The 23600-nt window shown below is 50.2% G+C and carries 26 protein-coding genes, 1 tRNA gene and 1 other RNA gene; 19 read left to right on the top strand and 9 right to left on the bottom strand.

Annotated features, from left to right (window positions below; translation table 11 throughout):
• Positions 1–22: 22 nt before the first annotated feature.
• Complete coding sequence (locus tag DWX59_RS20995; RefSeq protein WP_117561095.1) at positions 23–1126, bottom strand: glycosyltransferase; 1104 nt, start codon at positions 1124–1126, stop codon at positions 23–25.
• Positions 1127–1372: 246 nt separating this feature from the next.
• On the opposite strand from DWX59_RS20995, the gene DWX59_RS21000 reads away from it, so the two are divergent.
• From DWX59_RS21000 to DWX59_RS21030, 7 genes are all read left to right on the top strand, one after another.
• Entirely contained in the window at positions 1373–2338 is a 966-nt protein-coding gene (locus DWX59_RS21000; RefSeq protein ID WP_117561096.1) for a hypothetical protein, read from the top strand.
• Positions 2339–2413: 75 nt separating this feature from the next.
• The gene (gene eno, locus DWX59_RS21005) at positions 2414–3694 is read left to right on the top strand and encodes a phosphopyruvate hydratase (protein ID WP_117561097.1); all 1281 of its coding nucleotides are present in this window, start codon (positions 2414–2416) and stop codon (positions 3692–3694) included.
• 207 nt (positions 3695–3901) lie between these two features.
• Entirely contained in the window at positions 3902–4849 is a 948-nt protein-coding gene (locus tag DWX59_RS21010; RefSeq protein ID WP_117561098.1) for a type I phosphomannose isomerase catalytic subunit, read from the top strand.
• A gap of 167 nt (positions 4850–5016) precedes the next feature.
• The gene (gene secG / locus DWX59_RS21015) at positions 5017–5271 is read left to right on the top strand and encodes a preprotein translocase subunit SecG (protein WP_117561099.1); all 255 of its coding nucleotides are present in this window, start codon (positions 5017–5019) and stop codon (positions 5269–5271) included.
• A 116-nt stretch (positions 5272–5387) separates the two neighbouring features.
• A complete protein-coding gene (gene rnr / locus DWX59_RS21020) occupies positions 5388–7619 on the top strand; it encodes a ribonuclease R (RefSeq protein ID WP_117561149.1) in 2232 nt (743 codons plus the stop codon).
• A gap of 4 nt (positions 7620–7623) precedes the next feature.
• A complete protein-coding gene (smpB, locus tag DWX59_RS21025; protein WP_117561100.1) occupies positions 7624–8091 on the top strand; it encodes an SsrA-binding protein SmpB in 468 nt (155 codons plus the stop codon).
• Between the two features lie 11 nt (positions 8092–8102).
• On the top strand, positions 8103–8657 hold the full coding sequence (locus DWX59_RS21030; protein WP_117561101.1) for an HD domain-containing protein: 555 nt from the start codon (positions 8103–8105) through the stop codon (positions 8655–8657).
• A gap of 96 nt (positions 8658–8753) precedes the next feature.
• Here the strand turns inward: DWX59_RS21030 and DWX59_RS21035 are convergent.
• Both DWX59_RS21035 and DWX59_RS21040 read right to left on the bottom strand, forming a co-directional pair.
• A tRNA-Glu gene (locus DWX59_RS21035) sits at positions 8754–8825 on the bottom strand.
• Between the two features lie 509 nt (positions 8826–9334).
• Positions 9335–9820 carry a hypothetical protein gene (locus DWX59_RS21040; protein ID WP_117561102.1) on the bottom strand — a complete coding sequence of 162 codons (486 nt, stop codon included), beginning with the start codon at positions 9818–9820 and terminating at the stop codon, positions 9335–9337.
• Positions 9821–10060: 240 nt separating this feature from the next.
• Between DWX59_RS21040 and DWX59_RS29690 the strand changes: the two genes are divergently transcribed.
• From DWX59_RS29690 to DWX59_RS21060, 4 genes are all read left to right on the top strand, one after another.
• Complete coding sequence (locus tag DWX59_RS29690; RefSeq protein WP_264469857.1) at positions 10061–10195, top strand: hypothetical protein; 135 nt, start codon at positions 10061–10063, stop codon at positions 10193–10195.
• A 96-nt stretch (positions 10196–10291) separates the two neighbouring features.
• Positions 10292–10660 (top strand): desulfoferrodoxin family protein, encoded by a 369-nt coding sequence (locus DWX59_RS21045; RefSeq protein WP_117561103.1) that lies wholly within the window; start codon positions 10292–10294, stop codon positions 10658–10660.
• A 287-nt stretch (positions 10661–10947) separates the two neighbouring features.
• Positions 10948–11877 carry an N-acetylmuramoyl-L-alanine amidase family protein gene (locus tag DWX59_RS21055; RefSeq protein ID WP_117561105.1) on the top strand — a complete coding sequence of 310 codons (930 nt, stop codon included), beginning with the start codon at positions 10948–10950 and terminating at the stop codon, positions 11875–11877.
• Between the two features lie 109 nt (positions 11878–11986).
• Positions 11987–12346 carry a hypothetical protein gene (locus DWX59_RS21060; RefSeq protein ID WP_117561150.1) on the top strand — a complete coding sequence of 120 codons (360 nt, stop codon included), beginning with the start codon at positions 11987–11989 and terminating at the stop codon, positions 12344–12346.
• A gap of 281 nt (positions 12347–12627) precedes the next feature.
• Here DWX59_RS21060 and DWX59_RS21070 read toward each other — a convergent pair whose 3' ends face one another.
• Positions 12628–13938 (bottom strand): O-acetylhomoserine aminocarboxypropyltransferase/cysteine synthase family protein, encoded by a 1311-nt coding sequence (locus tag DWX59_RS21070; RefSeq protein ID WP_117561107.1) that lies wholly within the window; start codon positions 13936–13938, stop codon positions 12628–12630.
• 176 nt (positions 13939–14114) lie between these two features.
• Between DWX59_RS21070 and DWX59_RS21075 the strand changes: the two genes are divergently transcribed.
• From DWX59_RS21075 to ssrA, 6 genes are all read left to right on the top strand, one after another.
• The gene (locus DWX59_RS21075; protein ID WP_117561108.1) at positions 14115–14720 is read left to right on the top strand and encodes a hypothetical protein; all 606 of its coding nucleotides are present in this window, start codon (positions 14115–14117) and stop codon (positions 14718–14720) included.
• Positions 14721–14995: 275 nt separating this feature from the next.
• Positions 14996–15337 carry a hypothetical protein gene (locus tag DWX59_RS21080; RefSeq protein ID WP_117561109.1) on the top strand — a complete coding sequence of 114 codons (342 nt, stop codon included), beginning with the start codon at positions 14996–14998 and terminating at the stop codon, positions 15335–15337.
• 121 nt (positions 15338–15458) lie between these two features.
• On the top strand, positions 15459–16115 hold the full coding sequence (locus tag DWX59_RS21085; RefSeq protein WP_117561110.1) for a class I SAM-dependent methyltransferase: 657 nt from the start codon (positions 15459–15461) through the stop codon (positions 16113–16115).
• Between the two features lie 372 nt (positions 16116–16487).
• On the top strand, positions 16488–16970 hold the full coding sequence (locus tag DWX59_RS21090) for a hypothetical protein (protein WP_117561111.1): 483 nt from the start codon (positions 16488–16490) through the stop codon (positions 16968–16970).
• A 208-nt stretch (positions 16971–17178) separates the two neighbouring features.
• Positions 17179–17445: a hypothetical protein gene (locus DWX59_RS21095; protein WP_117561112.1), complete on the top strand. Its 267-nt coding sequence runs from the start codon at positions 17179–17181 to the stop codon at positions 17443–17445.
• Between the two features lie 79 nt (positions 17446–17524).
• Positions 17525–17864: a transfer-messenger RNA gene (ssrA, locus tag DWX59_RS21100) on the top strand.
• 70 nt (positions 17865–17934) lie between these two features.
• On the opposite strand, the gene cutA is transcribed toward ssrA, so the two are convergent.
• Positions 17935–18273: a divalent cation tolerance protein CutA gene (gene cutA / locus DWX59_RS21105; protein WP_117561113.1), complete on the bottom strand. Its 339-nt coding sequence runs from the start codon at positions 18271–18273 to the stop codon at positions 17935–17937.
• A gap of 250 nt (positions 18274–18523) precedes the next feature.
• Here cutA and DWX59_RS21110 point away from each other — a divergent pair, with 250 nt between their 5' ends.
• Positions 18524–19297, top strand: coding sequence for an SIMPL domain-containing protein (locus DWX59_RS21110; RefSeq protein WP_117561114.1), 774 nt, complete (start codon positions 18524–18526; stop codon positions 19295–19297).
• A 177-nt stretch (positions 19298–19474) separates the two neighbouring features.
• Positions 19475–20353 carry a DMT family transporter gene (locus DWX59_RS21115; protein ID WP_117561115.1) on the top strand — a complete coding sequence of 293 codons (879 nt, stop codon included), beginning with the start codon at positions 19475–19477 and terminating at the stop codon, positions 20351–20353.
• Between the two features lie 10 nt (positions 20354–20363).
• Here DWX59_RS21115 and DWX59_RS21120 read toward each other — a convergent pair whose 3' ends face one another.
• From DWX59_RS21120 to DWX59_RS21135, 4 genes are all read right to left on the bottom strand, one after another.
• Complete coding sequence (locus DWX59_RS21120; RefSeq protein WP_235845128.1) at positions 20364–21131, bottom strand: anti-sigma-I factor RsgI family protein; 768 nt, start codon at positions 21129–21131, stop codon at positions 20364–20366.
• On the bottom strand, positions 21106–21600 hold the full coding sequence (locus DWX59_RS21125; RefSeq protein ID WP_117561117.1) for an RNA polymerase sigma factor: 495 nt from the start codon (positions 21598–21600) through the stop codon (positions 21106–21108). Before DWX59_RS21125 ends, DWX59_RS21120 begins: the two co-directional genes overlap by 26 nt.
• A 35-nt stretch (positions 21601–21635) precedes the next feature.
• The gene (locus DWX59_RS21130) at positions 21636–21995 is read right to left on the bottom strand and encodes a hypothetical protein (RefSeq protein ID WP_117561118.1); all 360 of its coding nucleotides are present in this window, start codon (positions 21993–21995) and stop codon (positions 21636–21638) included.
• Positions 21996–22217: 222 nt separating this feature from the next.
• A complete protein-coding gene (locus DWX59_RS21135) occupies positions 22218–23588 on the bottom strand; it encodes a uracil-xanthine permease family protein (protein WP_117561119.1) in 1371 nt (456 codons plus the stop codon).
• Positions 23589–23600 lie beyond the last annotated feature (12 nt).

Below are 23600 nucleotides of genomic sequence, written 5' to 3' on the forward strand. Positions count from 1 at the left end.
ATACATAACAACATCTCCTTGTTTACTGGTTCAGAGGCACTGCCCCTGTTTCTTGTTCTAATATACGTTCAAAATAAGCCTGGTTCTGTTTGACAGCTTCGCTGTCCGGCTTAAACTTCTGTGATTTCTGATGATAATAGTAAGCCCGTTTGTGGTCCCCCAGCCGGTCATAGCAGACACACAGCTGGATGGAGGGAAGGTATCCATAGCAGTCCCTTTGGACAAAAGCTCCTGATTGTTCATCCGGATTCAGAGTGAGCGCCTGGGTGTACCAGTAGACTGCTTCCTCAAGTTTTCCGGCCTCCATTTTAAGCTTTCCAAGCTCACAGCAGGCTTCCCCGCGGGGCCTGTCATAGACAAAGCTTCTGGTCAGGGCATTCATGGCGTCTTCCTGCCGGCCAAGTTTTTCAAAGCAGTAGGCCAGGTGAAGGCAGGCGTCAATCTGATTCTCAATCCATGCGCCCGGTTCTTTCAGGAAGCCTTCCAGCACCTGGATGGCTTCGGCATGGCGCCCGTGGTAGTAAAGTTCCCTGGCATAGTAGAACTGATGCCTGGGCTCCAGCGTTTCCCCTTCTTTCAGCATGGTCTCATAGATCCTGAGGTTACGGTCTTTGTCCCCTGTTCCCTCTTTTTTATGCCGGATTTCAATATCTGAGTATACAATCTGTCCCATGGGCGTGACTGCTTCATGGACACGCCCATGCCAGATAAAGCCGCGGTGGTTTTTCAGGATCCTTTCCCTGTAGTAGGCAAATGTGGTCCTGCCTTTGGCGTCAAAACCAGTGGCGTATTTCATCATCACCACATCCGTGGATGGGTCCAGTTCCTCCTTCAGCTTCATAATCTTCCTTACTGTTTCAGGGCTGACGGTATCATCTGCATCCAGCCACATCCAGTAGTCCATGGCGGCTTTTCCGCAGGCAGCGTTCCTGGCAGCGGCAAAATCATCCTTCCAAGGATAATCGTAGACTTCCTGGGTATAACGTTTTGCAATCTCCTTGGTCCTGTCTGTGGAACCGGTATCCATGATGATGATCTGGTCTGCTGCCAGGGACATGGGTTTCAGGATACGTTCCAGCACAGCCTCTTCGTTTTTCACAATCATGCAAAGACTTAATGTAATCAAGCGGTAATCCCCCTGTGTTCAACTATTTTTATGGCCGGGGCCAAGGGGCTTGCCGGCTTATTAATACTATATGAAAATAGAACAAGTTTGGTGTATGCCGTACCGGCCCTGTCCAGTAGCGGCAGGTCCAGTGGCGGCAGGTCCAGAAACGGCATCCGTATCCGTTCCCCATCTCCCCATCTCCTATGGCAGGAATCCTGTTTTTGTGATATGATGAAGTGAGAATGATTCAAAGGAGGAGTTCTTATGAGAAGAAAGCGGGAATGGGGCATCACGCTGGGGTTGGCCCTGGCTGTTGCGGCATCCATATCCATGGTAAGCCTGGCAAAAGAGGAGCGCCAGAAGGTGGGCACCATTGAACTGTCCTTTTCTTATGATATCCAGGCAGGAGAGTCAGGAGGCGATGTGGATGTCACACTGGGCAGCGGCAACTGCTCCATTGAGAGCGTGGATATTGTCAATGAAAAGGAGTTCTGGGTGGGAGGCGACAAGCCGAAGGTGGAGGTGTGGCTGTCAGCTGATTCCGATTATTATTTTGCAAAGTCGGGAAAGAGCGCATTTTCCTTTAGCGGGGATAAGGTGAAGTATGTGACAAGCTCCACCAAGTATGACAAGTCTGAGATGGTGCTTACCGTCACCCTGGAAAAGCTGGATGAGGATGATGAGGACCTGGATGTGAGCGGGCTTACCTGGGATGAATACAATGGAATTGCGCACTGGGACCATCAGGAGCTGGCTAAGAACTACAAAGTGCGGCTGTGCCGTTATGGCAATAATACCACGACCTCGGATGATGGGATTGGGACCGTCTATACGGTGAAAGAGAATAGTTTTGATTTTTCAGGCAAGTTCCCGAAGCCAGGCACCTATTACTTTAAGGTGAGGGCGGTTGACAGCCGCGGCAATACAGGCGACTGGCAGGAATCCGTCTATATGGACGTGACGGAGCAGGACCTTGCCAGGCTGAACGGCCAGTGGATGCGGGATGACAGAGGATGGTGGTATGTCAATCCGGATGGAAGCTATACAAAGGATAACTGGCAGTATATCCGCACCAAGTGGTACTTCTTTGATAAAGAAGGCTATATGAAGACCGGTTGGATCCAATGGAATGACAAGTTTTATTACTGCGATGACAGCGGGGCCATGCTGGCGGGCACGGTTACGCCGGACGGATATACAGTGGGTGCGGACGGGGCTCGGCTCAATTAAGATTTTCATACATAAAATGCTAAAAAATGGCTATCCTTATATCATTGAGAGATTGATATGAGGAGGTCATTTTTTATGTTGAATGAGTTAGAGATAGAGGCGGTCACAGGCCGTGAGATACTGGATTCCAGAGGGAATCCCACCGTGGAGGTGGAGGTCTGCCTGGCGGGCGGGGCAACTGGACGCGCGGCCGTTCCCTCAGGCGCGTCCACGGGTAAATTTGAGGCAGTGGAATTAAGGGATGGCGGGGAGCGCTATAATGGACAGGGCGTGAAAAAGGCAGTGGAGCATGTGAATTCAGTACTCAGCGAGGCAGTGCTTTTTGAAAGCGCCATGGACCAGAGGTATATTGACCATCTGCTGATAGAAGCAGACGGTACTGAGAACAAGGCAAAGCTGGGAGCCAACGCAATCCTAGGGGTGTCCATGGCAGTGGCCAGGGCGGCGGCTAATGGGCTTCATATGCCTTTATACCGGTATCTGGGCGGAATCCATGCCTCAAAGCTTCCTATACCCATGATGAACATCCTGAATGGAGGAAAGCACGCGGACAATACAGTGGACCTTCAGGAATTCATGATCATGCCTTACGGCGCATGCTGTTTTTCAGAAGGATTAAGGATGTGCGCGCAGGTGTACCATACCTTGAAAAAGCTTTTAAAAGAAGACGGATACAGCACAGGCGTCGGCGATGAGGGAGGCTTTGCACCTGACCTTAAGAATTCCGAGGAGGTACTTGGCTACCTTGTAAAGGCCATGGAGAAGAACGGCCTGAAGCCTGGTTCGGACATGAAGATTGCCATTGATGCTGCGTCCAGTGAGCTTTACGATGAAGCCACCGGCATGTACCTGTTCCCGGGCGAGAGCCAGATGGCGGGCAGGCAGGTACGGCGCAGCGCAGACGAGATGGTGGAATACTACAGGGGGCTGGTGGACCGTTTCCCAATCTGCTCCATTGAAGACGGGCTTGAGGAAGAGGATTGGGACGGCTGGAAAATGCTCACAGAACAGCTGGGAAACCGCATCCAGCTGGTAGGGGACGACCTGTTCGTGACCAATACAAAACGGCTGAAAAAGGGCATTGACCTGGAGGCGGGTAATGCAATCCTGGTCAAGGTCAACCAGATCGGCACGCTGACAGAAAGCTTTGAAGCCATTGAGATGGCAAAGCGGGCCGGGTTCGGGACCATTATCTCCCACCGTTCCGGTGAAACAGAGGATTCCATCATTGCCGATATCGCGGTGGCTGTAAATGCCGGACAGATTAAGACAGGGGCGCCCTGCCGCTCAGACCGTGTGGCTAAATACAACCAGCTGCTCCGCATTGAGGAAAACCTCAACCTGGCCGCTGAATAAATTCATGATACACACTATCAGGCAGCCCCTTGAGAAAGAGGCTGCCTGATATGGACCTCCTGTGTTTTCCAATGTTGTCCCCTGGGGATTTCCATCCTGACTTTAAGCCACATCAGCGGTAAATCTTGACAACCTCTTATTTTTATGTATGATGAAATAAGGCAATATTGAAATATAAATAATGCAGTAAGGATGGGAGATAAGGGAATGAGAGAACTGTTGATGATGGAACCGATATTTAAGGAGGCAATCTGGGGCGGAAGCCGCCTGAAAGAAGTGTATGGTTATGATATCCCCAGCGGGCACACAGGGGAGTGCTGGGCTGTCAGCGCCCACAGAAGCGGTGACTGCAGGGTGTCTTCCGGCACATATGCAGGACATACCTTGAGTTCGTTATGGAGGGAGCATAAGGAACTGTTTGGGACAGCGGCTGATTCCTATGGGGAATTCCCACTGCTGGTGAAGATCATCGATGCAAGGGAAGATTTAAGTATCCAGGTCCACCCGGACAACGCCTATGCGGCAGAGCATGAGAATGGTTCCCTTGGGAAGATGGAATGCTGGTATATCCTGGACTGTGACAAGGACGGAACCATTGTCATCGGCCACCATGCAAAGGACAAGGAAGAACTGAGGTCCATGATTGAGCAGGGCAGATGGACGGAGTTCATACGGGAGGTGCCGATTAAGAAAGGGGATTTCTTTCAGATCAATCCCGGGTGCGTCCATGCAATCAAGGGAGGAACCCTGATTCTGGAGACACAGCAGAGCAGTGACATTACATACCGGGTCTATGACTATGACAGGCTTTCTGAGGGCAGGCCAAGACAGCTGCATGTGCAGCAGAGCATTGACGTGATAGAAGCGCCGTTTGTGCAGCGTGAGGATGAGAAGCCGGTGCTTGTGGAAGAAACGGACAGCGGTAAGAAGTACCACCTGATTACCTGCTCCTATTATACCGCTGACAAGGTGGATATGGCAGGTGAATGGGAGGAGGACTTCGGGGACAGGTTTGCCAATGTGAGCATCCTGGAAGGACAGGGCACGGTGGACGGCGCTGTAGTGAAAAAGGGATGCCATTTCATTGTGCCTGCCGGATACGGGATTGTCAGGTTCCAGGGGAATCTGTCCTTTATCACATCCCAGGCCATGTAGCCTTGGGGAATAGGGCCGGATTGCTGTCACACACTGTTTTCCTGTTTCAGGAACAGGCCATCAACCGCATAAAAGCTGTGTGAAAATGGGAAAACAGGTTGTTTTTTCGGACAAAGTGTGATAAGATATCTGTGTTTGACTATAAGAAAATGAAGAGGTGCAGGCGGATGTCAGTTATACAGGTTATATTATCAATCATATATGTAATCCTTGGTGTTGCCATATCAATCGTTATCCTGATGCAGGAAGGCAAGTCCAACGGACTTGGAAGTGCAATCGGCGGTATCTCCACAGACAGTTACTGGAGCAAGAACAGAGGCCGTTCCATGGAAGGCGCCCTGGAACATTTTACCAGATACGGTGCGATTGTATTTATGATTATTACCATTATCCTGAATATTCTTCTGAGGATTGCGGGATAATAAGAGAAAAGAAGTGAACGTGACCAAAACACCCTTGTATTCATATAAGGGTGTTTTATTTCTTTAGGCGGAAAAGAGGGTATATGGAAAAAGAATTATTGGAACAGCGCAAACAGATACTGACGGAATTAATGGATGATAAGGCTTATGTGCCCATGAAGGCCAAGGAACTGGCCATCCTTTTAAACATTCCAAAATCACAGAGGGAGGACCTGATGGAGGTCCTTGATGCCTTGGTGGCAGAGGGAAGGATTGGTGTTTCCAAAAAAGGGAAATACGGAAAGGCTGAGACATTTTCCGTCAACGGCATATTCTCCGGGCATCCCAAAGGCTTTGGCTTTGTGACCGTGGAGGGGATGGAGCAGGATGTGTTCATACCCGAGGACAAGACCGGTGCAGCCCTTCATGGGGACCGGGTGCAGATCGTGGTGGAACCGGACAGCAGGATGTCTGGCAGCCGCTCCGGCATGGGTTCGGGCGGACGAAGGGCAGAGGGCGCTGTCATCCGGGTCCTGGAACATGCCAATGAGGAGGTGGTGGGATATTACCAGAAGAATAAGAATTTTGGTTTTGTCATACCGGACAACCAGAAGCTGGCAAAGGACATTTTCATTCCCCAGGGCTGCGATATGGGGGCAGTGACCGGCCACAAGGTGGTTGTGAAGATTACGGATTTTGGCAGTGAGAAGCATAAGCCGGAGGGACGTGTTACGGAGATCATCGGTCATGTCAATGACCCGGGCACGGATATCCTGTCCATTGTAAGGGCCTATGGGCTGCCTGAGGCATTTCCCCAGGAGGTGATGGAAGAGATAGAGGATATCCCGGACCATGTGACGGTTCCGGGCCAGCCGGTGGAGATGGGCAGCCTTTATGGCATCAGTGACCTTGTATCCCCCGATGGATGGAGCGGGGAACTATCGGGCCGCCTGGACCTGCGGGGGCTTCAGACCGTGACCATTGACGGCGAGGATGCCAAGGACCTGGATGACGCGGTGACCATATGCAGGGACGGGCAGGGGCATTATATCCTGGGTGTCCATATCGCCGATGTGAGCCATTATGTGAAGGAGGGAAGCCCCCTTGACCGGGAGGCACGAAAGCGGAGCACCAGCGTTTATCTGGTGGACCGGGTCATACCCATGCTGCCCCACAAGTTGTCTAACGGCATATGTTCCCTGAACGCTGGCACGGACCGTCTGGCCTTAAGCTGCATCATGGAAGTGGACGCACAGGGAACCGTGCTGGACCACCGGATTGCCGGGACCGTAATCCATGTGGACAGGCGCATGACTTATACTGCGGTCAATGCCGTGGTGACGGACCGGGATGAGGCCGTGATGGCGGAATACGAGGAATTCGTCCCCATGTTCGACTGCATGAAGGAACTGGCGGATATCCTCAGGGAGAACCGCAGGAAGCGGGGCGCCATTGACTTTGATTTCCCGGAGAGCAAGATTGTGCTGAATGAACAGGGAAAGCCCCTGGAAATCAAGCCCTATGAGCGCAATGCGGCCACCAGGATCATCGAGGACTTCATGCTGCTGGCCAATGAGACCGTGGCTGAGGACTATTACTGGCAGTCCATCCCGTTCCTTTTCAGGAGCCATGACAACCCGGACCCGGAAAAGATGAAACAGCTGGGGACATTTATCAATAATTTCGGATACTTCATTAAAATGCAGCATGGGGAAATCCATCCCAAGGAACTTCAGAAGCTGCTGGACAAGATAGAAGGCACACCGGAGGAGGCGCTGCTCTCCAGGCTGACCCTGCGCTCCATGAAGCAGGCAAAGTATACCACCCTATGCTCCGGGCACTTTGGCCTGGCCACCAGGTATTATACACATTTTACCTCCCCTATCCGGCGCTATCCTGACCTCCAGATCCACAGGATCATCAAAGAGACCCTGAAGGGAGGGCTCAATGACAAGAGGGCGGCACATTATGAGAAAATCCTGCCGGAAGTAGCGGTGCAGACCTCTGCCCTGGAACGCAGGGCGGACGAGGCGGAGCGGGAGACAGATAAACTGAAGAAGTGCGAATATATGTCACGGTTCATCGGACAGGATTTTGACGGAGCCATATCAGGCGTCACCAACTGGGGCCTTTATGTGGAACTTCCCAATACCGTGGAGGGACTGGTCCGCATGAGCGATCTGGATGACGACTATTATATATTTGATGAACAGCACTATGAACTCATAGGGGAGATGACGAAAAAGACCTATAAGCTGGGACAGCCCGTCAGGGTGACCGTGTCCTCCACGGACAGGCTTTTAAGGACCGTTGATTTCATCCTGGCAAAGGACTGGGAGAAGCATCCGGTGGAAGAGAAAGGGGAATAGACGCATGGGGAAGGAAAGTATTAAGCTGGTAGCCAACAATAAGAAGGCATACTATGATTATTTCATTGATGAGAAATTCGAGGCTGGAATCGAGCTTTTCGGCACGGAGGTAAAATCCATCCGTATGGGCAAGTGCAGCGTCAAGGAAGCATTTGTCAAGATTGACAAGGGGGAAGTGTATGTCTGCGGCATGCACATCAGCCCCTATGAGAAAGGCAATATATTCAATAAGGACCCGTTGCGTACCCGCAGGCTCCTGCTTCACAAGTATGAGATCATGAAGCTGGACGGGAAGATTGCGCAAAAGGGTTTTACCCTGGTTCCGCTTCAGGTGTATTTTAAAGGAAGCCTGGTTAAGGTCCAGATTGGGCTTGCGCGCGGTAAAAAGCTTTATGACAAGAGGGCGGATATTGCCAAGAAGGATCAGAGAAGGGAACTGGAAAAGGATTTCAAGGTGAAAAACCTTTATTAAGGCAGGGAAGCATGAAGGAATATCTGAATTTTATAAAAGAAGTAGAAGGACTGAAATCCACGCTGAGGACAGCATGGACCGTATCCGGACGTCAGGAGAGCACGGCAGAGCACTCCTGGCGCCTGGCCCTTGGCGCGGCAGTACTCTGTCATGAATTTCCTGAACTTGACAGGGAAAAGGTGATGCTTATGTGCCTGGTCCATGACCTTGGGGAACTGTACAGCGGCGATGTTTCCGCGGCGCTCCGGCCCGATGCCGGAAAAAAGCATGACCAGGAGCAGAGGGATGTGGAAAGAGCGGCCGCTAGCCTTCCAAAGGCCTGCGCAGAGGAAATCAGAAGCCTGTGTGAGGAATACAACCGGGCAGGGACACCGGAAGCCAGGTTCGTAAAGGCCATGGACAAGGCAGAGACCATCCTGCAGCACAGCCAGGGAAAGAATCCGCCGGATTTTGACTACGGTTTTAATCTTTCCTACGGAAGGGAGTATTTTGGGCAGGATGGCCGGCTGGAGGAATTACGCGAACTGGTTGACAGGGAGACGGAAAAGCGCATGGAAGAACCGTAAGGGACTGAGGGTGAGCAATCACGGAAGATTTCAGATAATAGGATATAACATAATAGGATATAACAAAAAGCAAGCATTATCTGCTTGCTTTTCTTATGACCTGACCGGGAATCGAACCCGGGTTTACGCCGTGAGAGGGCGTCGTCTTAGCCGCTTGACCATCAGGCCTTTTGTTGTTTGCTGTACTCATCAGCGACAGCTTGTTTATAATACCATAGAGTTTTTAATTTGTCCAGTATTTTTTTAAAAAAAATCAAAAAAGTTTCTGATTCCGGAAATTGAAAAGACCAGTCGGGGAACTGGTCTTTTCAGGAGAAGGTATTTCGTTTCTTATGGGGTGTAGCAAAAACTATATAATGTATTGGGGGGGTTTACGTTAATTATAATAGCATAGGTAATAAAAAAAGTGTGCACAAAGATTCGTTATTTCAAAAAAAGTTTATATGCATTATTACAGGGCCATGGGAAATGTGTCGGCCATGGCTGTACTTTTATAAGGTTTATATGTGAGACTTACCGGACATGGCTGGTAAGTCTCATTATTTTCACCTCGGAGTGTTTCCTTGGCCGGCTGACGGCAATGGGGCAGATGGCATAACAGGCAATGTGGTCACTGTAATTACCGGCCGGATGGAGCAATGGCCATCAGGGCCGGCAGAATACCATCCATATATACCTTAAGTGGCCTGGCACAGCACGATGATGCGTCCCGGGGCTGTCTGCGGGGGAATACTCCTTGTGGTGGCCGTGTAATAAACCAGAAGGTAATGATTGGCAGGTGAACATAGGTAGGCCTGGCCGTTCATGGTGGAAATGACAGTGGACTGGTACAGGTTCAGCTTCAGGGAGTTATCAATGGCGGTAAGGTTTTCATCAAAGTAACCGATGGCCACGTCCTCCTCAGGCCGCAGCACCGCAATCAGGTCAGCGCGGTACTGGGGCGGATAGATAAGAGGAACGGGCTGGGTGCTGTCATAGAAAGCAGCGATGCGCATTCCGGGGAAGAGGCGCATGGTGTCCACAACAAAGGTATCATGGGTCATGATGATATGGATCTGCTGTCCGTCCACGCTGAGGGAGACGAATTGGCTGCAGCAGTCATCATTATAAGCGGTAATGTCGGTGATGGTCCCCATCACAGGGGTAAGATGTTCAAAATTCATAAGGAAAAATCCTTTTTTGTTTATCATATGCAGATGTGGGGGAAAGGGGTACTGGTGTCTTGGGAAAGAACCGGAAAAGCCATAGAAAAAGGAGGAGGCCGGTAAACTATCTTTACCGGCCGAGTATTATGAAAAAAAGTTTTATTAGCATTAACTCTTTACAATATTTAGTATATCGGTAAAATGTGAGGAGAATTTTATCATTCTGTAACAAAATTATGAACAGAGTGTAAGGAGTTTGTGAATACGCAATCCAAGGAACCATGGATGCCAATCATCGGCCGGCCCGAACCGGACGCCTTCCTGTCCGCGGCGCCTCCTGTCCTTTGGTTTAAGGGGCGCCTGAAAATGGACATGGGGCAGGAAAAAGAATGACATTTTTGTTAAATATGGACATATGGCATTGTAAATTGTAATCAATGTGATAGACTTAGAATATATAATAAAATACATAAAGGAAGGAGCAGAAACATGAAATTTTATATTTGCAGTCATTGCGGCAATATTATTGCGTACGTAAAGAGCAGCGGGGTACCGGTTATGTGCTGCGGTGAAAAAATGCAGGAGCTGGTTGCCAACACAACGGATGCGGCAGTTGAGAAGCATGTTCCGGTGGTTACGGTGGACGAACAGAAGGTTACGGTTACCGTTGGGGCGGCAGAGCATCCCATGGCATCGGAGCACTATATCCAGTGGATTGCCCTTGCCACCGCACAGGGCAACCAGAGAAAGGAACTGAAGCCGGGCCAGAAGCCCCAGGCAGAATTCATGATATGCCAGGGCGACGAGGTTGAGGCGGTTTATGCATACTGTAATCTTCACGGGCTTTGGAAAGCATAAGTCTGTCAGGAGCAGAACAGAAGACAGGATTCTTTCGTCCGCAGGCATAAGCGGGCAGTGAAGGCCGGGACGGGGCAGCGGTTTCCGTCCCGGCCTTTTGCGTTCTGTTTTCCCGATGGAAGCTCCCGGCCTGCTGCCCGTCTTCCGTCCCGGACTCCTGCCTGTGCTCTGCCCCGGCCGGCCCCACCCAAACCGCCTTCTAAGCGTTCCCATGCCCTTTGCCTCCCCTTGGGACAATCCCGGATTTCCTGCGTATTATATACCATAATGGAAAGGGGATGTATAGCATGAAGATATGTTTAGACGCGGGTCATTATGGCAGATACAATCAAAGCCCGGCAGACAAGCGTTATTATGAGTCGGAAATTGTATGGAAGCTCCATCTGCTTCAGAAAAAATACCTGGAAGCATATGGAATCGAGGTAATCACTACCAGGGAAGACCGGGACACGGACAGGAGTTTGTATGACAGGGGAGCCGCTTCCAGGGGATGCGACCTGTTTATATCGGACCATACCAATGCAGTGGGGGATTCTGTTAACAATGCAGTGGATTATCCTGCGGCATACTGTGCCATTAACGGGAGCGCGGATGGGATTGGGATGGCCCTGGCACAATGTGTGGAGACGGTCATCGGAACAGGCCAGCCTGCGCGCATTGAACACCGCAGGGGAAGCAATGGGGATTACTATGGCGTGCTGCGCGGGGCAACGGCCGTGGGGACGCCGGGGCTGATTCTGGAGAACTCCTTCCACACCAATAAGGAGACAGTGAAGTGGCTGTTAAATGATGCCAACCTTGAACGTCTTGCCAGCGCCCAGGCCGATACAATAGCCCTGTATTACGGCATAACAGAACCCGTTAAGAAATCCGGCTGGGCGGAGGAAAACGGAGGCTGGAGATTCTATCTGGGCAATACCGGGGATTATGTGGCCAATGATTGGTATAAGGATGGGGATTACTGGTATTGGTTTGACGCTGCAGGCATGATGGTGCACAATGACTGGAAGACAGGCTCGGATGGAAAATGGTATTACCTTCAGGAAAATGGAGCCATGGCAAAGGACCAGTGGGTTATCTGGAAACATGAACTCTACCGCCTGAAAGAGGACGGAAGCATGTTTGAGGGCTGTGTATGTCTTGAAACAGATGAAAAAGGAGCCCTTAAGTTCCCGGACATGGGAACCCTCACGGAATGTGGGAAAATAGAAGAATAGAGGAGGGGATTTTTATTGTCCGGCGTTGAGGGATGGAGTATAATAGAAGGAGAAAATGCCTTCCATTGGCCTGATTATCAGCGGGCATGGAAGAAAAGGGGGATACAGCATGGTACTAAAATGTTTTTCAATGCCGGACGAAACCACCACACTGACATTTTATCCATGTAATGCGGATACCGGGCCAGGCGGCGGGTATGACACGTGTGCAGATACCCTGACCGTGTACCGGACAGACTTTATGAAACTGCTGCTTCCATATCTGCAGCATGTGCAGCCTGGGTTTGATGCCTGCCAGGATAACCGGATGGACAGGAGGCAGTGGAACAATCTGATTCAGGAGATGGAACGCGACATGGGCAATATACGGTTTGATGACACGGCCTTTGATTTCTATACTGGATTTGTGGGATGGATTACAAAGACATTGAGTGAGTATGAGGCCATTGTTGTGGGCAGTGACCATTGACGATATGTAAAGGACCCTTTGGTTCATTCGGTAAATACGTATGAATCTGACAGGACGGGCCGGGAAATGTGATTGGTTTCCCGGCCTGTCCTGTTGGGGTTTATGCTGCCTATGTTTCCTGATTCTGCTGGCCATATCCGTAATGCTGGCCATATCCGTAATGCTGGCAATATCCGCAATGCTGGCCATATCCGAATTACCAGCCATACCCGAATTACCAGCCATACCCGCATTACCAGCCCGCAATGCTGACCCGGCATTATTGACAGCTTCCTAAACAATCATTCAATGGCTTTAAATGCCTCCTCCAGGTCTTCCAGGATATCATCAATATGTTCGGTGCCGATGGACAGACGGATGGTTCCCGGCCGGATTCCCTGCTCCAGAAGCTCGGCCTCATTTAACTGGGAGTGTGTGGTGGAAGCTGGGTGGATGACCAGGGACTTCACGTCAGCCACATTGGCCAGCAGGGAAAACAGTTCCAGGTTGTCGATGAAGTTCCTGGCCTGCTCAGCGCCGCCCTTGATCTCAAAGGTGAAGATGGAACCTCCCCCATGAGGGAAATACTTCCGGTACAGAGCCTGCTGACCAGGATCCCGGCTGACGGACGGATGATGGACCGCTTCCACCAGGGGATGGCTTTTCAGGTAATCAACCACTTCCAGGGCATTCTCCACATGGCGTTCAACCCTGAGGGACAGGGTTTCCAGACCCTGGAGGAACATGAATCCATGGAAGGGGGAGAGGGTTGCGCCCGTGTCCCTTAACAGGATGGCCCTGATGCGGGTGACAAATGCAGCAGCGCCCACATCCTGTGCAAAGCGGATGCCGTGGTAGCTTGCATTGGGTTCTGTAAGTCCGGGGAATTTCCCGGAAGCAGTCCAGTCAAAGCGTCCGCCGTCCACAATGACCCCGCCTACCGTGGTTCCGTGTCCGCCAATGAATTTGGTGGCGGAATGGACCACGATATCAGCGCCATACTCAATGGGGCGTACCAGATAAGGGGTTGCAAAGGTATTATCGATTACCAGCGGGATCTGGTGGCGGTGCGCAATGTCCGCAATGGATTCTATGTCCGCAATGTCTGAGTTGGGGTTGCCGAGGGTTTCGATGAAGATGGCTTTTGTATTGTCCCTGACAGCCTCCTCCAGTCCCTTCAGATCAGCCGGGTCTACAAAGGTGGTTTCAACCCCGTATTCGGGAAATGTATGTGCCAGATAATTATAGGTCCCGCCGTAGATATGGCTGGATGCAACAATATGGTCGCCGGAGCGGGTCAGGTTCTGGAAGGTGTAGGCCAGGGCCGCTGCGCCCGAGGCAGTTGCCAGGGCCGCCACGCCGCCTTCCAGGGCCGCCATCCTTGCCTCAAATACATCCAGGGTAGGATTGGTCAGCCTGCTGTAGATATTGCCTGCATCGCTGAGGTTAAAGCGGGCCTGTGCATGGCTGCAGTCATCAAACACGTAGGAAGATGTCTGGTAAATCGGAACCGCCCTGGAGCCGGTGGCCGTATCCGGATGTTCCTGTCCTGCATGAAGCTGTGTTGTCTCAAATCTGAAATGTCTGTTTTCTCTTCTAAGTCTTTCTCCCATGATTTGTCCTCCATTCCATTCCTACTGTTTCTATAGGTTTAGTTGATGATAGCATGGGAGTTTTTTCCTGTCAAGAGTTTATTTTGCTGATAATATATATTTAAGGAGGGAATGAGGTGGTGGGACAGGGAGAGGTATGGTAAAATAAGGACAGATGAAAGAAAGGGCGGGTGCGGATGAAAGAAATCATAGACTTCATTGAAGAGAATGTGGATGGCAGGACACTGTCCACAAAGGAATTGGTTTACGAGCTGGAAAATGGAGCGCTGCAGGGGGTTTACTCTGACCAGATATCCTTTTCCAACCTGAAATATTCCAAAAGTGGGTTTCAGATGGATATGTTTATTGTATCTAACGAGAAAATCTGGCTGATTGGCAAGGAAGGACAACGGGAGAAATTAAGAAAGGATTTTAGCGCTGTATCCATGTTTCGGTTTGAACTGGCGAAACGGAAGAGTACGGACTCCATAACAGGCTGTTTTCGATTTATTTCAGCTTCAGGGAAACATGTTGCGGCAGAGGCTGTGGTAAGCGGGATTTATGATGTGCGTCTTGAGGACGGTGTGCTGAGGTTATCGGAAGACCAGGTCTTATATCGGGACCAGCCCATACAGGATGGGCGTCATAAGCCGGTTGCTTTTCAAGCGGAGCATTGTTTTTATTGCAGGGGAGGAAAACTGCACTATGAATACGATGGCAGGAGTTTTGATGTGGACGCAAAAACCTTGGAGCGCTGTGACAGCCCTGATACCTTCCCTCCGTTTATATCCGTAGAGCAGTAAGCCTGCCGATATTTAATGTAAGAGGGATGATGACAAGTGGAAGAAGCAGACGATAGTGATTAAAACAAACATAGTCATAAAACAAACCATAGTAATTAAACAGGAACCTGACCGGTATACCTATCACCGGCCAGGCTTTTTTATTTGGCCGGCCAGGAATCCGACATTAATTGACAATTTTCGACATCCGCGCGATGACAACAGAGGGAAGAAAAAAAATAGGAGGGGGATTATTGCACGGTTCATCCGTTCTATAAACATCGGAGGAATTAGGAATGAAAAAGTGTAAAATTTATCTCGCTGCGATATTCATAATGGCTGCCCTGTTTACAGCATATAAAACCTGGAGTCCGGAATACCGGATCTGCCGGTCATTTTCCTATTCATGTACGGATTACAGGGAGACGGAACTGTATGTAATCATCAACAGACCATGGGGAGTGGGGGAAACCATTGAAAAGATAGTAACCCAGTACAATAAAATGAACGGCACGCCGGACCGCCTTGTCATATGGTGCTACCATAATGAAGACGACATGGACCAGGGCAGGGAATTTTACAAGGCAGAGTTTGAGTGCGGGAAGGATATGGTAACGGAACCCCCGGAAGCATATTGATATAAGCCGGGCATCCGGCGCCGGATTCCGGCCTGCATCATGGAATAGGGTAGGAAAATCAAAACAGATGTGATAGAATGTTCTTTATAGTCAGGAGGGACGGTATGAAGAAGGAAAGGATATGCCGTGGGATTACGGCAGGATTGTACGCGGATATCTGAAACGCCATACCAGACTGCTGGATATTGATACGGGAGGCGGGGAGATACTGTTAAGCTTCAGGCATCCTTATGAATATACAAGCGCAACAGAAGGTTATCCCCCTAATGTGGATCTGTGTAAACAGGTATTTCTGCCCCTTGGAATTGATTTTCGGGAAGCTGGCGATGTGAGCCGCCTTCCCTTTGAAGACCGTTCCTTTGATCTGGTCATTAACAGGCATGGGGACTTTGATGCCGGGGAACTATACCGTGTATTAAAGCCTGGAGGCGCGTTTGTCACACAGCAGGTAGGGGCGGAGAATGACCGCGGTTTGGTGAATCTGCTGCTGCCGGACACAGAACTGCCATATCCGGAGCAATACCTGGACAAGGTTACTGAAACATTCCTGTCTGCCGGGTTTGAAATCCTAGAGTCCCAGGAGGCATTTCCTAAAATAAGGTTTTACGATGTAGGGGCGCTGATATGGTTTGCCCGGATCATCCAGTGGGAATTCCCGGGATTTTCCGTGGAATCCTGTTGGGATAACCTGTTGAAGGCACAGAAAGTTTTGGATGAAAATGGCGTGATAGAGGCATCGACCCACAGGTTCCTGCTGACAGCATTAAAAGCAGGATGAATGCAATGAAAAATGACCGGTCGGGGAACCGGTCATTTTAGGAGAAGGTATTTCGTTTCTTATGGGGTGTAGCAAAAACTATATAATGTATTGGGGGGGTTACGTTTATTATAATAGCATATGGCATGAAAAAAGTCTGCACAAACTTTATCAATTATGAAAATCTGTTTTGTGCATTTTGCAAAAAAAGGATGATGCCAAAAGAATGATACCAATAGGATGATGATTCAGGTATAAAAATGTTTCAGGTTTAGGACGGTCAAGGCAACAGCAGAATAGAGGAATACCGGAATAGCAGAATACTGGAATGACAGAATACCGTAATAGCAAAATATCAGGTATCAGAATAGCAAAATACCAGGAGGGATGTACTTGAAGAAGAGCTGTGTGGGGAAATTCTGTATTATGACAATGCTTGCCATGGAAGCGGGAATGATTCAGGCGTATGCCAATTCCCCGGCCCCTGTTAATTACAGGGGATATTTTGCCGGGACAGCCATCATACTGGTTCTGACCGTGCTTTTTAATGCTGGGATTGAAACAGCAGTCGGGGCCGTCATGGGCGTCGGGCCAAAATGGGTGATATTCCTTACGAATGTGGGCACCAACCTGGTTATGAATATTATATTAGGGTATCTGGATTTCACTTTCCGTCTGTATGTCCGGGGATATTATTTTCCCGTGATGTGTGTGTTTGAAATCCTTGTGCTGGCAGCAGAGTACCGGATTTATCTGCGCTTCATGGGGAGAAGGTTTCCGAAGAAGTCCATACTGAAGTATACGGCGGCTGCCAATGCCGTTTCCTTCCTTCTGGGGCTGCTGGCCCTCCAGTTGCTGGGAATGGGTGTTTTTTAAATATTAAGGGGATATATGGCGCAAAAATGAGGAATCTGATTGAACAGCTGTATCAATTAACACAGGACAAAGAAAGGCTGGCTATTAATGCGGCAGCCATTGATATCAGGAAATATAATGCACACGTCCATGACTTTTTCCAATATCCGCTGGGAGTTTCCTTTATTGGCGTGGAAAAGCCCCTGGTGGCTGGCAGGAAGCGTTTCCCGTGCTTTTCATTCTGGATCTGTACTACCAGAATGACTGGATATGCAGTGAGCAGGAGCGGACATCACCGGACCAGCTGGTGGTGGGGCGGATGCCGGAAAATGCCCCTGAGTCCGGGAAAAACCGGCTGGAACAGGAATTAGCGGGCACAAAGTGGGTCTGCTCATTATTTACAGGTGCATTTTATGACAAGTTCTTTGGGGAAACAGGAAATTATTATTTTTTTGCTGAATCAGGAGTATATGATTATTCCAAACTCAGCCCTTGACAACGGCCAAGGAAACTGCTATTATGTAGAAAGTGCAGGATTCGTTAGCATACCAGACACATGGAACACTGATTATTCAGGGGTTGTACTGGTTTCGACGGGGGTCATGCAGCTGGTGAAGCTATCCCCATGCGATGGGTTAAATGGCAAAAATAAATATAAACGCTAACGACGAATTAGCTATCGCTGCCTAATGGCAGCTGTCAGACTTAGAGCACCCGCACTTTAAGACCCTGGCATCGACTATGTGGGAAACGACTTATGCAAAGCTTTGAGCATATGGGCGTATGATGAAGCTACTGAAACCATCCGGGTGTCCTTTCCCTGATGGCAGAGGGAATGTCAAATAAAGGACTATGATAGTAGAAGAACAGGGAATTGGTTTTCGGACAGGGGTTCGATTCCCCTCAGCTCCACGCTGGGCAATGCCGGGTAGTCCTTAGGATATAAGGGCTCCGGCATTGTCTTTTTTTGTTGGGGAGCTGTTTTTCATCCATCCAGACCGGTCATGTACAGCGGGATTACGTGGATGACCGGCTCCTCATAGGGATGGACCTCTTTGATGGCCCGAAGTGTCTCCTTTACCTTTTCGGTCTGGCAGGTCACTTCCGCCTTTATTTCAGGTTCCGTGCTCACTTCCCCCATATGACCGATATAGGGCGTGCTTCCCTGTAATGGCCGCCAGCAGCCTGTTACAGGGCTGTATGACATGCAGCTGTCATATTGTCCGATATGCCCGGCATCCACTGCCTGAAGCGCTTTCTGAAGCGCGGACAGATGGGATGCGGGGATGAAGATCTCCAGCTTGCAGTTTGCAAATGCTTCCATGGTTGGTTCCTCCTTTCTTCTGATATGCCGGAACACGTCTGGTTCTGTTATCTTTTCTGCTTTCCATATAAATATAACACAGCTTGACATGAAAACATAGAATTGCCAGGAGCAATAATTTCGTATAAACTTTGTAAACAAATAAAACTTATTATTTAAGAGAAAAGAAATACCATAACCGGATGTTTCTGGTAATATAAGGGTGTAGAAAAAATATCTTCCATGACATGGAAAAAGGGAGGAATTGAACATGAAGATTAACATGAAGAGGACCATTTATACGGCAGGCCTGTCCGCAGCAGTGGCTGCGGCAGCTTTAGGGCTGGGAGGCTGCGGTACGGGGACACAGATACCGGATACCATTAAGGTACAGAACATGGATGCGGACAGCAATACCATCACAGTCATTGGCAAGGAAGAGGTGAAGGTGGTACCGGACATGGCGGAGATAGAGTATTCCATCTATACCAAAAAGGAAACGGCTGCCGAGTGCCAGTCAGAGAATGCCAAGGACCTGAATGCAGCCATTGAGAAGCTGAAATCCCTTGGGGTGGAGGAGAAGTCCATCCAGACCTCATCTTATGGACTGAATCCCATCCATGACTGGAATTCATCGGATCAGGCGGTTACGGGATACGAGATGACCACAAGGCTGACGGTTTCGGATATCCCCATCGACCAGGCGGGAACCATCCTGTCAGAGTCAGTGTCGGCGGGGGTCAATGGAATTGATTCGGTTACATATTTTTCAAGCGGTTATGATGCAAGCTACCAGGAGGCGTTAAAGGGGGCCATGGCAGTGGCCAGGGCCAAAGCAGACGCGCTGGCAGAGGCCAGCGGCAGGACCGTCGCCGGCGTTTCCCATGTGGAGGAATATGGGTACAATCCCAATGCAAGATATGCGTCCTATAACAGTTCAGGACCAGGCAAAGCCGCGGGGACCGCGGCAGCGGCCGACATGGCTGTCATGCCAGGGGAAGTGAGCGTGGAAGCACAGGTAACAGTGGATTTTACAATCCAATAAGCAAGGTCATGGGGCGGCGCCGGGAACATGGTTTCCCGGCGCTGTTTCTTCCTGGTTCCCTGGCCTTATCCATTGTGAACCACGATTGCAAATTCCATATTGATATTTCCGGACAAATATATTATGATTGCAATTGTTGGCCCCAAAGCAGGATGACGGGGAAAAGGAGGGCGTTTCATGAAAAACCGCATGGGATACTTATATGTCATAATTACATGTTTTATATGGGGAAGCGTTTACATAGCGAGTAAATACGCCCTGGCTTCCATAGGCCCCCTTACCGTGCTGTGCATCCGGTATCTGGTGGCAGGCGCGTGCCTTGCCGTGCTTTTGAACATGAGAAGGACAAGGCGCACCGTAAAGAAGGGGGACTGGAAATACATCTGGATTGTGGGCGGGCTGGGATATTTTGTCTCCATTACGTTCCAGCTGGTGGGAACCAAGCTGCTAGACGCGTCCCTGGCCTCCCTGATTAACGGCATGAACCCCATTACCATTTCCCTCCTGGCGGCTGTTTTCCTGAAGGAAAAGATACATAAACGTCATATTGCCAGCATCTGCATTTCAATTGCAGGGGTTTATATCATCCTGGGAGTGGGGGGCGCGTCAGTGAACGCGGCAGGACTGGGGGCCTCTGTCTGCTCCGTACTCTTATGGTCCTCTGCCTCCGTGGCCATCCGAAAGGTTTCCGGGGGATATGACCCTGTGCAGATTGCGCTGTACGGGCTGGGGGCTGCCCTTATCTTCACGGTTCCATGCGCCATATTGGAATCGGTCAGGACACCGCCAATATTCACCGGGTCCGCTGTCCTTGCATGTATTTATCTGGGGGTAGCGGGAACTGCGGTGGCCCATACACTCTGGAACATGGGGCTTAAGCTTCTGGACGCCAGCGTGTGTTCCATGTTCTACCCCTTACAGCCCCTTACATCGTCCATATTGGGGGTGGTCCTGCTGGGAGAGGTCCTTACATGGAACTTTGTTGTGGGCGGCGTGCTGATCTGTATGGGTATTATTGTCAGCGTAATGAAAAAGGACATGATTGCACATACTTAATTGCACATACTTAATCCTGCCCCTGTCCGTGATGTCCTTTATGATGGCAGTCTTCTGCCGCCTTTTCTTCTGTTTCCTGCGCCTTGTGCCCACAGTGCTCCGTATGCCCTTTAATCTCCTTCATGGACTTATCCCTGAACTCATCCAGGGTGGCCTGTGGGTCTGCGGTGAGCAGTTCCTGTATGGCATAGTATTTTCCTACGGACATGCCAAGGCTGTGGGCTTCCCGGCACATGTGGCCGTCCACGCTGACATATTCTGTCCTGGCCTGGCTGTGACACTTTCTGAGGGTGGTGTCCACACAGATTTGAAGGTTTTCCAGTAAAAGGTCACTGCTGCCCCTGTTTTCCAGTGTAATGGATAGCAGGGCATCTTTTTTCAGATAATCCTGCATGGCTTCACTGCCAATCAGGCGTTCAAGGGCTTCCTCATATTCCAGATGCCGCAGGGAAACCTCACGGAGCACGGTTTCCCCGTCCCTGCCGTAAGGGACTTCCTCAATCACCCTTCCCCACCTGTTAATGCCCAGTTCAATGCTGGGATTCACGTCAATACTGATGGTGGCTGCCTCAGCGTAGTAGAGCTGGTATCCGCCAAAACCGCTTCCGGCAAACACCAGAAGGCAGGCCAGGGACACAATGAGCTTCATCCGGTGCATGGCTGGTTTGGGCTGCCTCTGCCTCATCCTGCCCAGTACATGGCTGCGTGTCCGTTCCTTTAGCCCATCTTGGCACCGCACCGTGTCAAATGCTTTACGGATATCCTGTTTCACCTTCATCACCTCCCAGCATGTCTTTTAATTCTGCCCTGGCCCTTGCCAGATGCGTGTATACGGTATTTACCTTTTTATGCAGGATACCTGCGATTTCCACTGCGGAATATCCCTGGTAATAGTGCAGGTACACCAGAATCTTATATTTTTCAGGAAGCCGGATGACTGCCTCCAGTACATGGGAGAGGTCCCCGCTGTCAGGGGCGGCCACGGCCATGGCCTCCTCCAGGGAACATGTATTCCTGCGGAAAAAGCTTCGGAGCACATCCTTGCACCGGTTAATGGTCACGCGTATGAGCCAGGCCTTCCTGTGTTCTTCCGAATCAAAGGGTTCAGAAAAAAGGGCGTATTTCAAAAATACATCCTGAAACACGTCCTCTGTATCGCTTTCATTTTTCATATAGACAAGGCAGATATGCCTGATCATATCGGCATACTGCGCGATTGCCTGCTCTACATCTGATTCCTGCCGCATTGTTTCTCCATCTGGCTGGTTCTATTAGTATATGATTATCTGCGCAGCGTCCCGCAGCCATGGCTGCCGTGATGTCCCTGGCCGTCCTGCCTGTTTCCGCCGTGATGTCCGCGTCTGCTGCCGGAATCCGAGGATGGGCCGGAAGCGGCGGATGGGCTGGAAGCGGCGGAAGAGGAGCAGCGATAGCTGTGGTTCCCGTCCGGGCATACCCAGTCGCCTTCCTCGGACCAGTGTCCGTCACAGTCCCCATGGTCATGGGTGGTGCAGTATTCATAGCTGGTGCAGTCCCCATATCCCCTTGGACACGTCCAGTCCGCGCCAAAGGCAAGGCTGCTGCCTGCAGCCATCAATATGGTTCCGGTTACCGCTGTTGCTATTATAGTCCTGATTTTCATGATTTTCAATCTCCTTCTTAATTGGTGTCCTACCCATAATACGATATTGATAGGCATATCCTTTCAGAATCAGTGGATTTTTTTGTTTTTTTGCAGGAACATGCTTAAAACGGACATTGGGAATATGAAAACGGAAAATGGAAATGCCTCCGGCCGCAGATACCGGCAGGAGGCATTCCCAAACATTATAAACTAGCTGCACCATTACATACAATTAGAGGATTAATTCTTTTTGGCTGCCGTGTTATCCCTTGGAAGGATTACGTTCAGCAGGATTGCCACACAGGTTGCAACCACAACAGGGGATTTGCCAAAGATGGTGGTGGCCCAGTCAGGGAATGCTGCCAGGGAATTGGCTGCCTGTGTAACGCCCATTCCCAATGCTACGGAAAGGCCTACGATGGAAGTATTGCGGTAGTTCATGTCCTCTGTCATGACTAATTTGATACCGGTCATGGCAATGGATGCGAATACCGTGATGGTAGCGCCGCCCAGCACACACTGTGGAATGGTGGTTAAGACCGCTGAGAACTTTGGAATCAGGCCTGCAACCAGCAGGATGACAGCCGCCATTCCGAGAACAATGCGGTTGATTACCTTTGTGGTCACTACGATTCCTACGTTCTGGCTGTAGGTGGCGGTTGGAAGTCCGCCCAGCACAGCGCCAATGATATTGGAGATACCGTAACCCACAATACCTCCCTGTAACTCCTTGTCTTCCGGCATACGGTCCATGGAGCCGGTAGTGGTTGCTGAAAAGTCACCGATTGCCTGGATTGAATTGATGGCGAATAAAAGGCCGATTGCAATACAGGAAGAAGGATCAAATACCACACCAAAGTGCATCGGTGTCGGGAACTGGAAAAGTCCCGCCGAGGCAACGCCGCTAAAGTCGACCAGTCCAAAGCCCAGGGCGACCACATAACCAACTATCACGCCGATCAGGATGGAGGCCAGCTTCAATATGCCTTTGGTGAAATGATTTAAAACGGTGACAACGGCTAAAGTAATCAACGCAGTTGTCCAGTTCTGCCATGAGCCAAAGCCCAGTTTACCGATTTCGCTTGCCAGGGGCTTACCGGCCCCGCCTGCCATGTAGTTGACGGCAGTGGGATATAAGGAAAGACCGATGGTAAACACAACAGTACCGGCGATTAACGGCGGGAACAGCTTGCGTATCTTCTTAATGGAAAAACCAACAATGATTGCCACCACGCCGCCTACAATCTGGGCGCCTAATATCATCGGAACCCCCAGTCCGCTTTCATGGCCAGCAATGGCCTGCATACTGGGGACATAAGCAAAACTTACACCCATGATGACAGGAAGGGCGGCTCCGATATGGAGTCCGTTCTTATTGCCAATGGGAAATAACTGTAAAAGTGTGGCTAAACCTGCCACGACTAGGGCTGCCTGGATTAAAAAAACTTTATCAGTGGGATTGAGCCCTGCTGCTCCTGATACGATAATGGCGGGGGTTACGCACCCCACGATTGCGGCCACCACATGCTGCATTGCAAGTGGGAACGCCTGGGAAAAACTGGGTTTTCCATAATAGTCAAATAAAGCTGATTGATTACCTGCCTGATTCATATTTAAGTTCCT

It is taken from the genome of Enterocloster aldenensis (assembly GCF_003434055.1).
GTDB lineage: Bacteria > Bacillota > Clostridia > Lachnospirales > Lachnospiraceae > Enterocloster > Enterocloster aldenensis.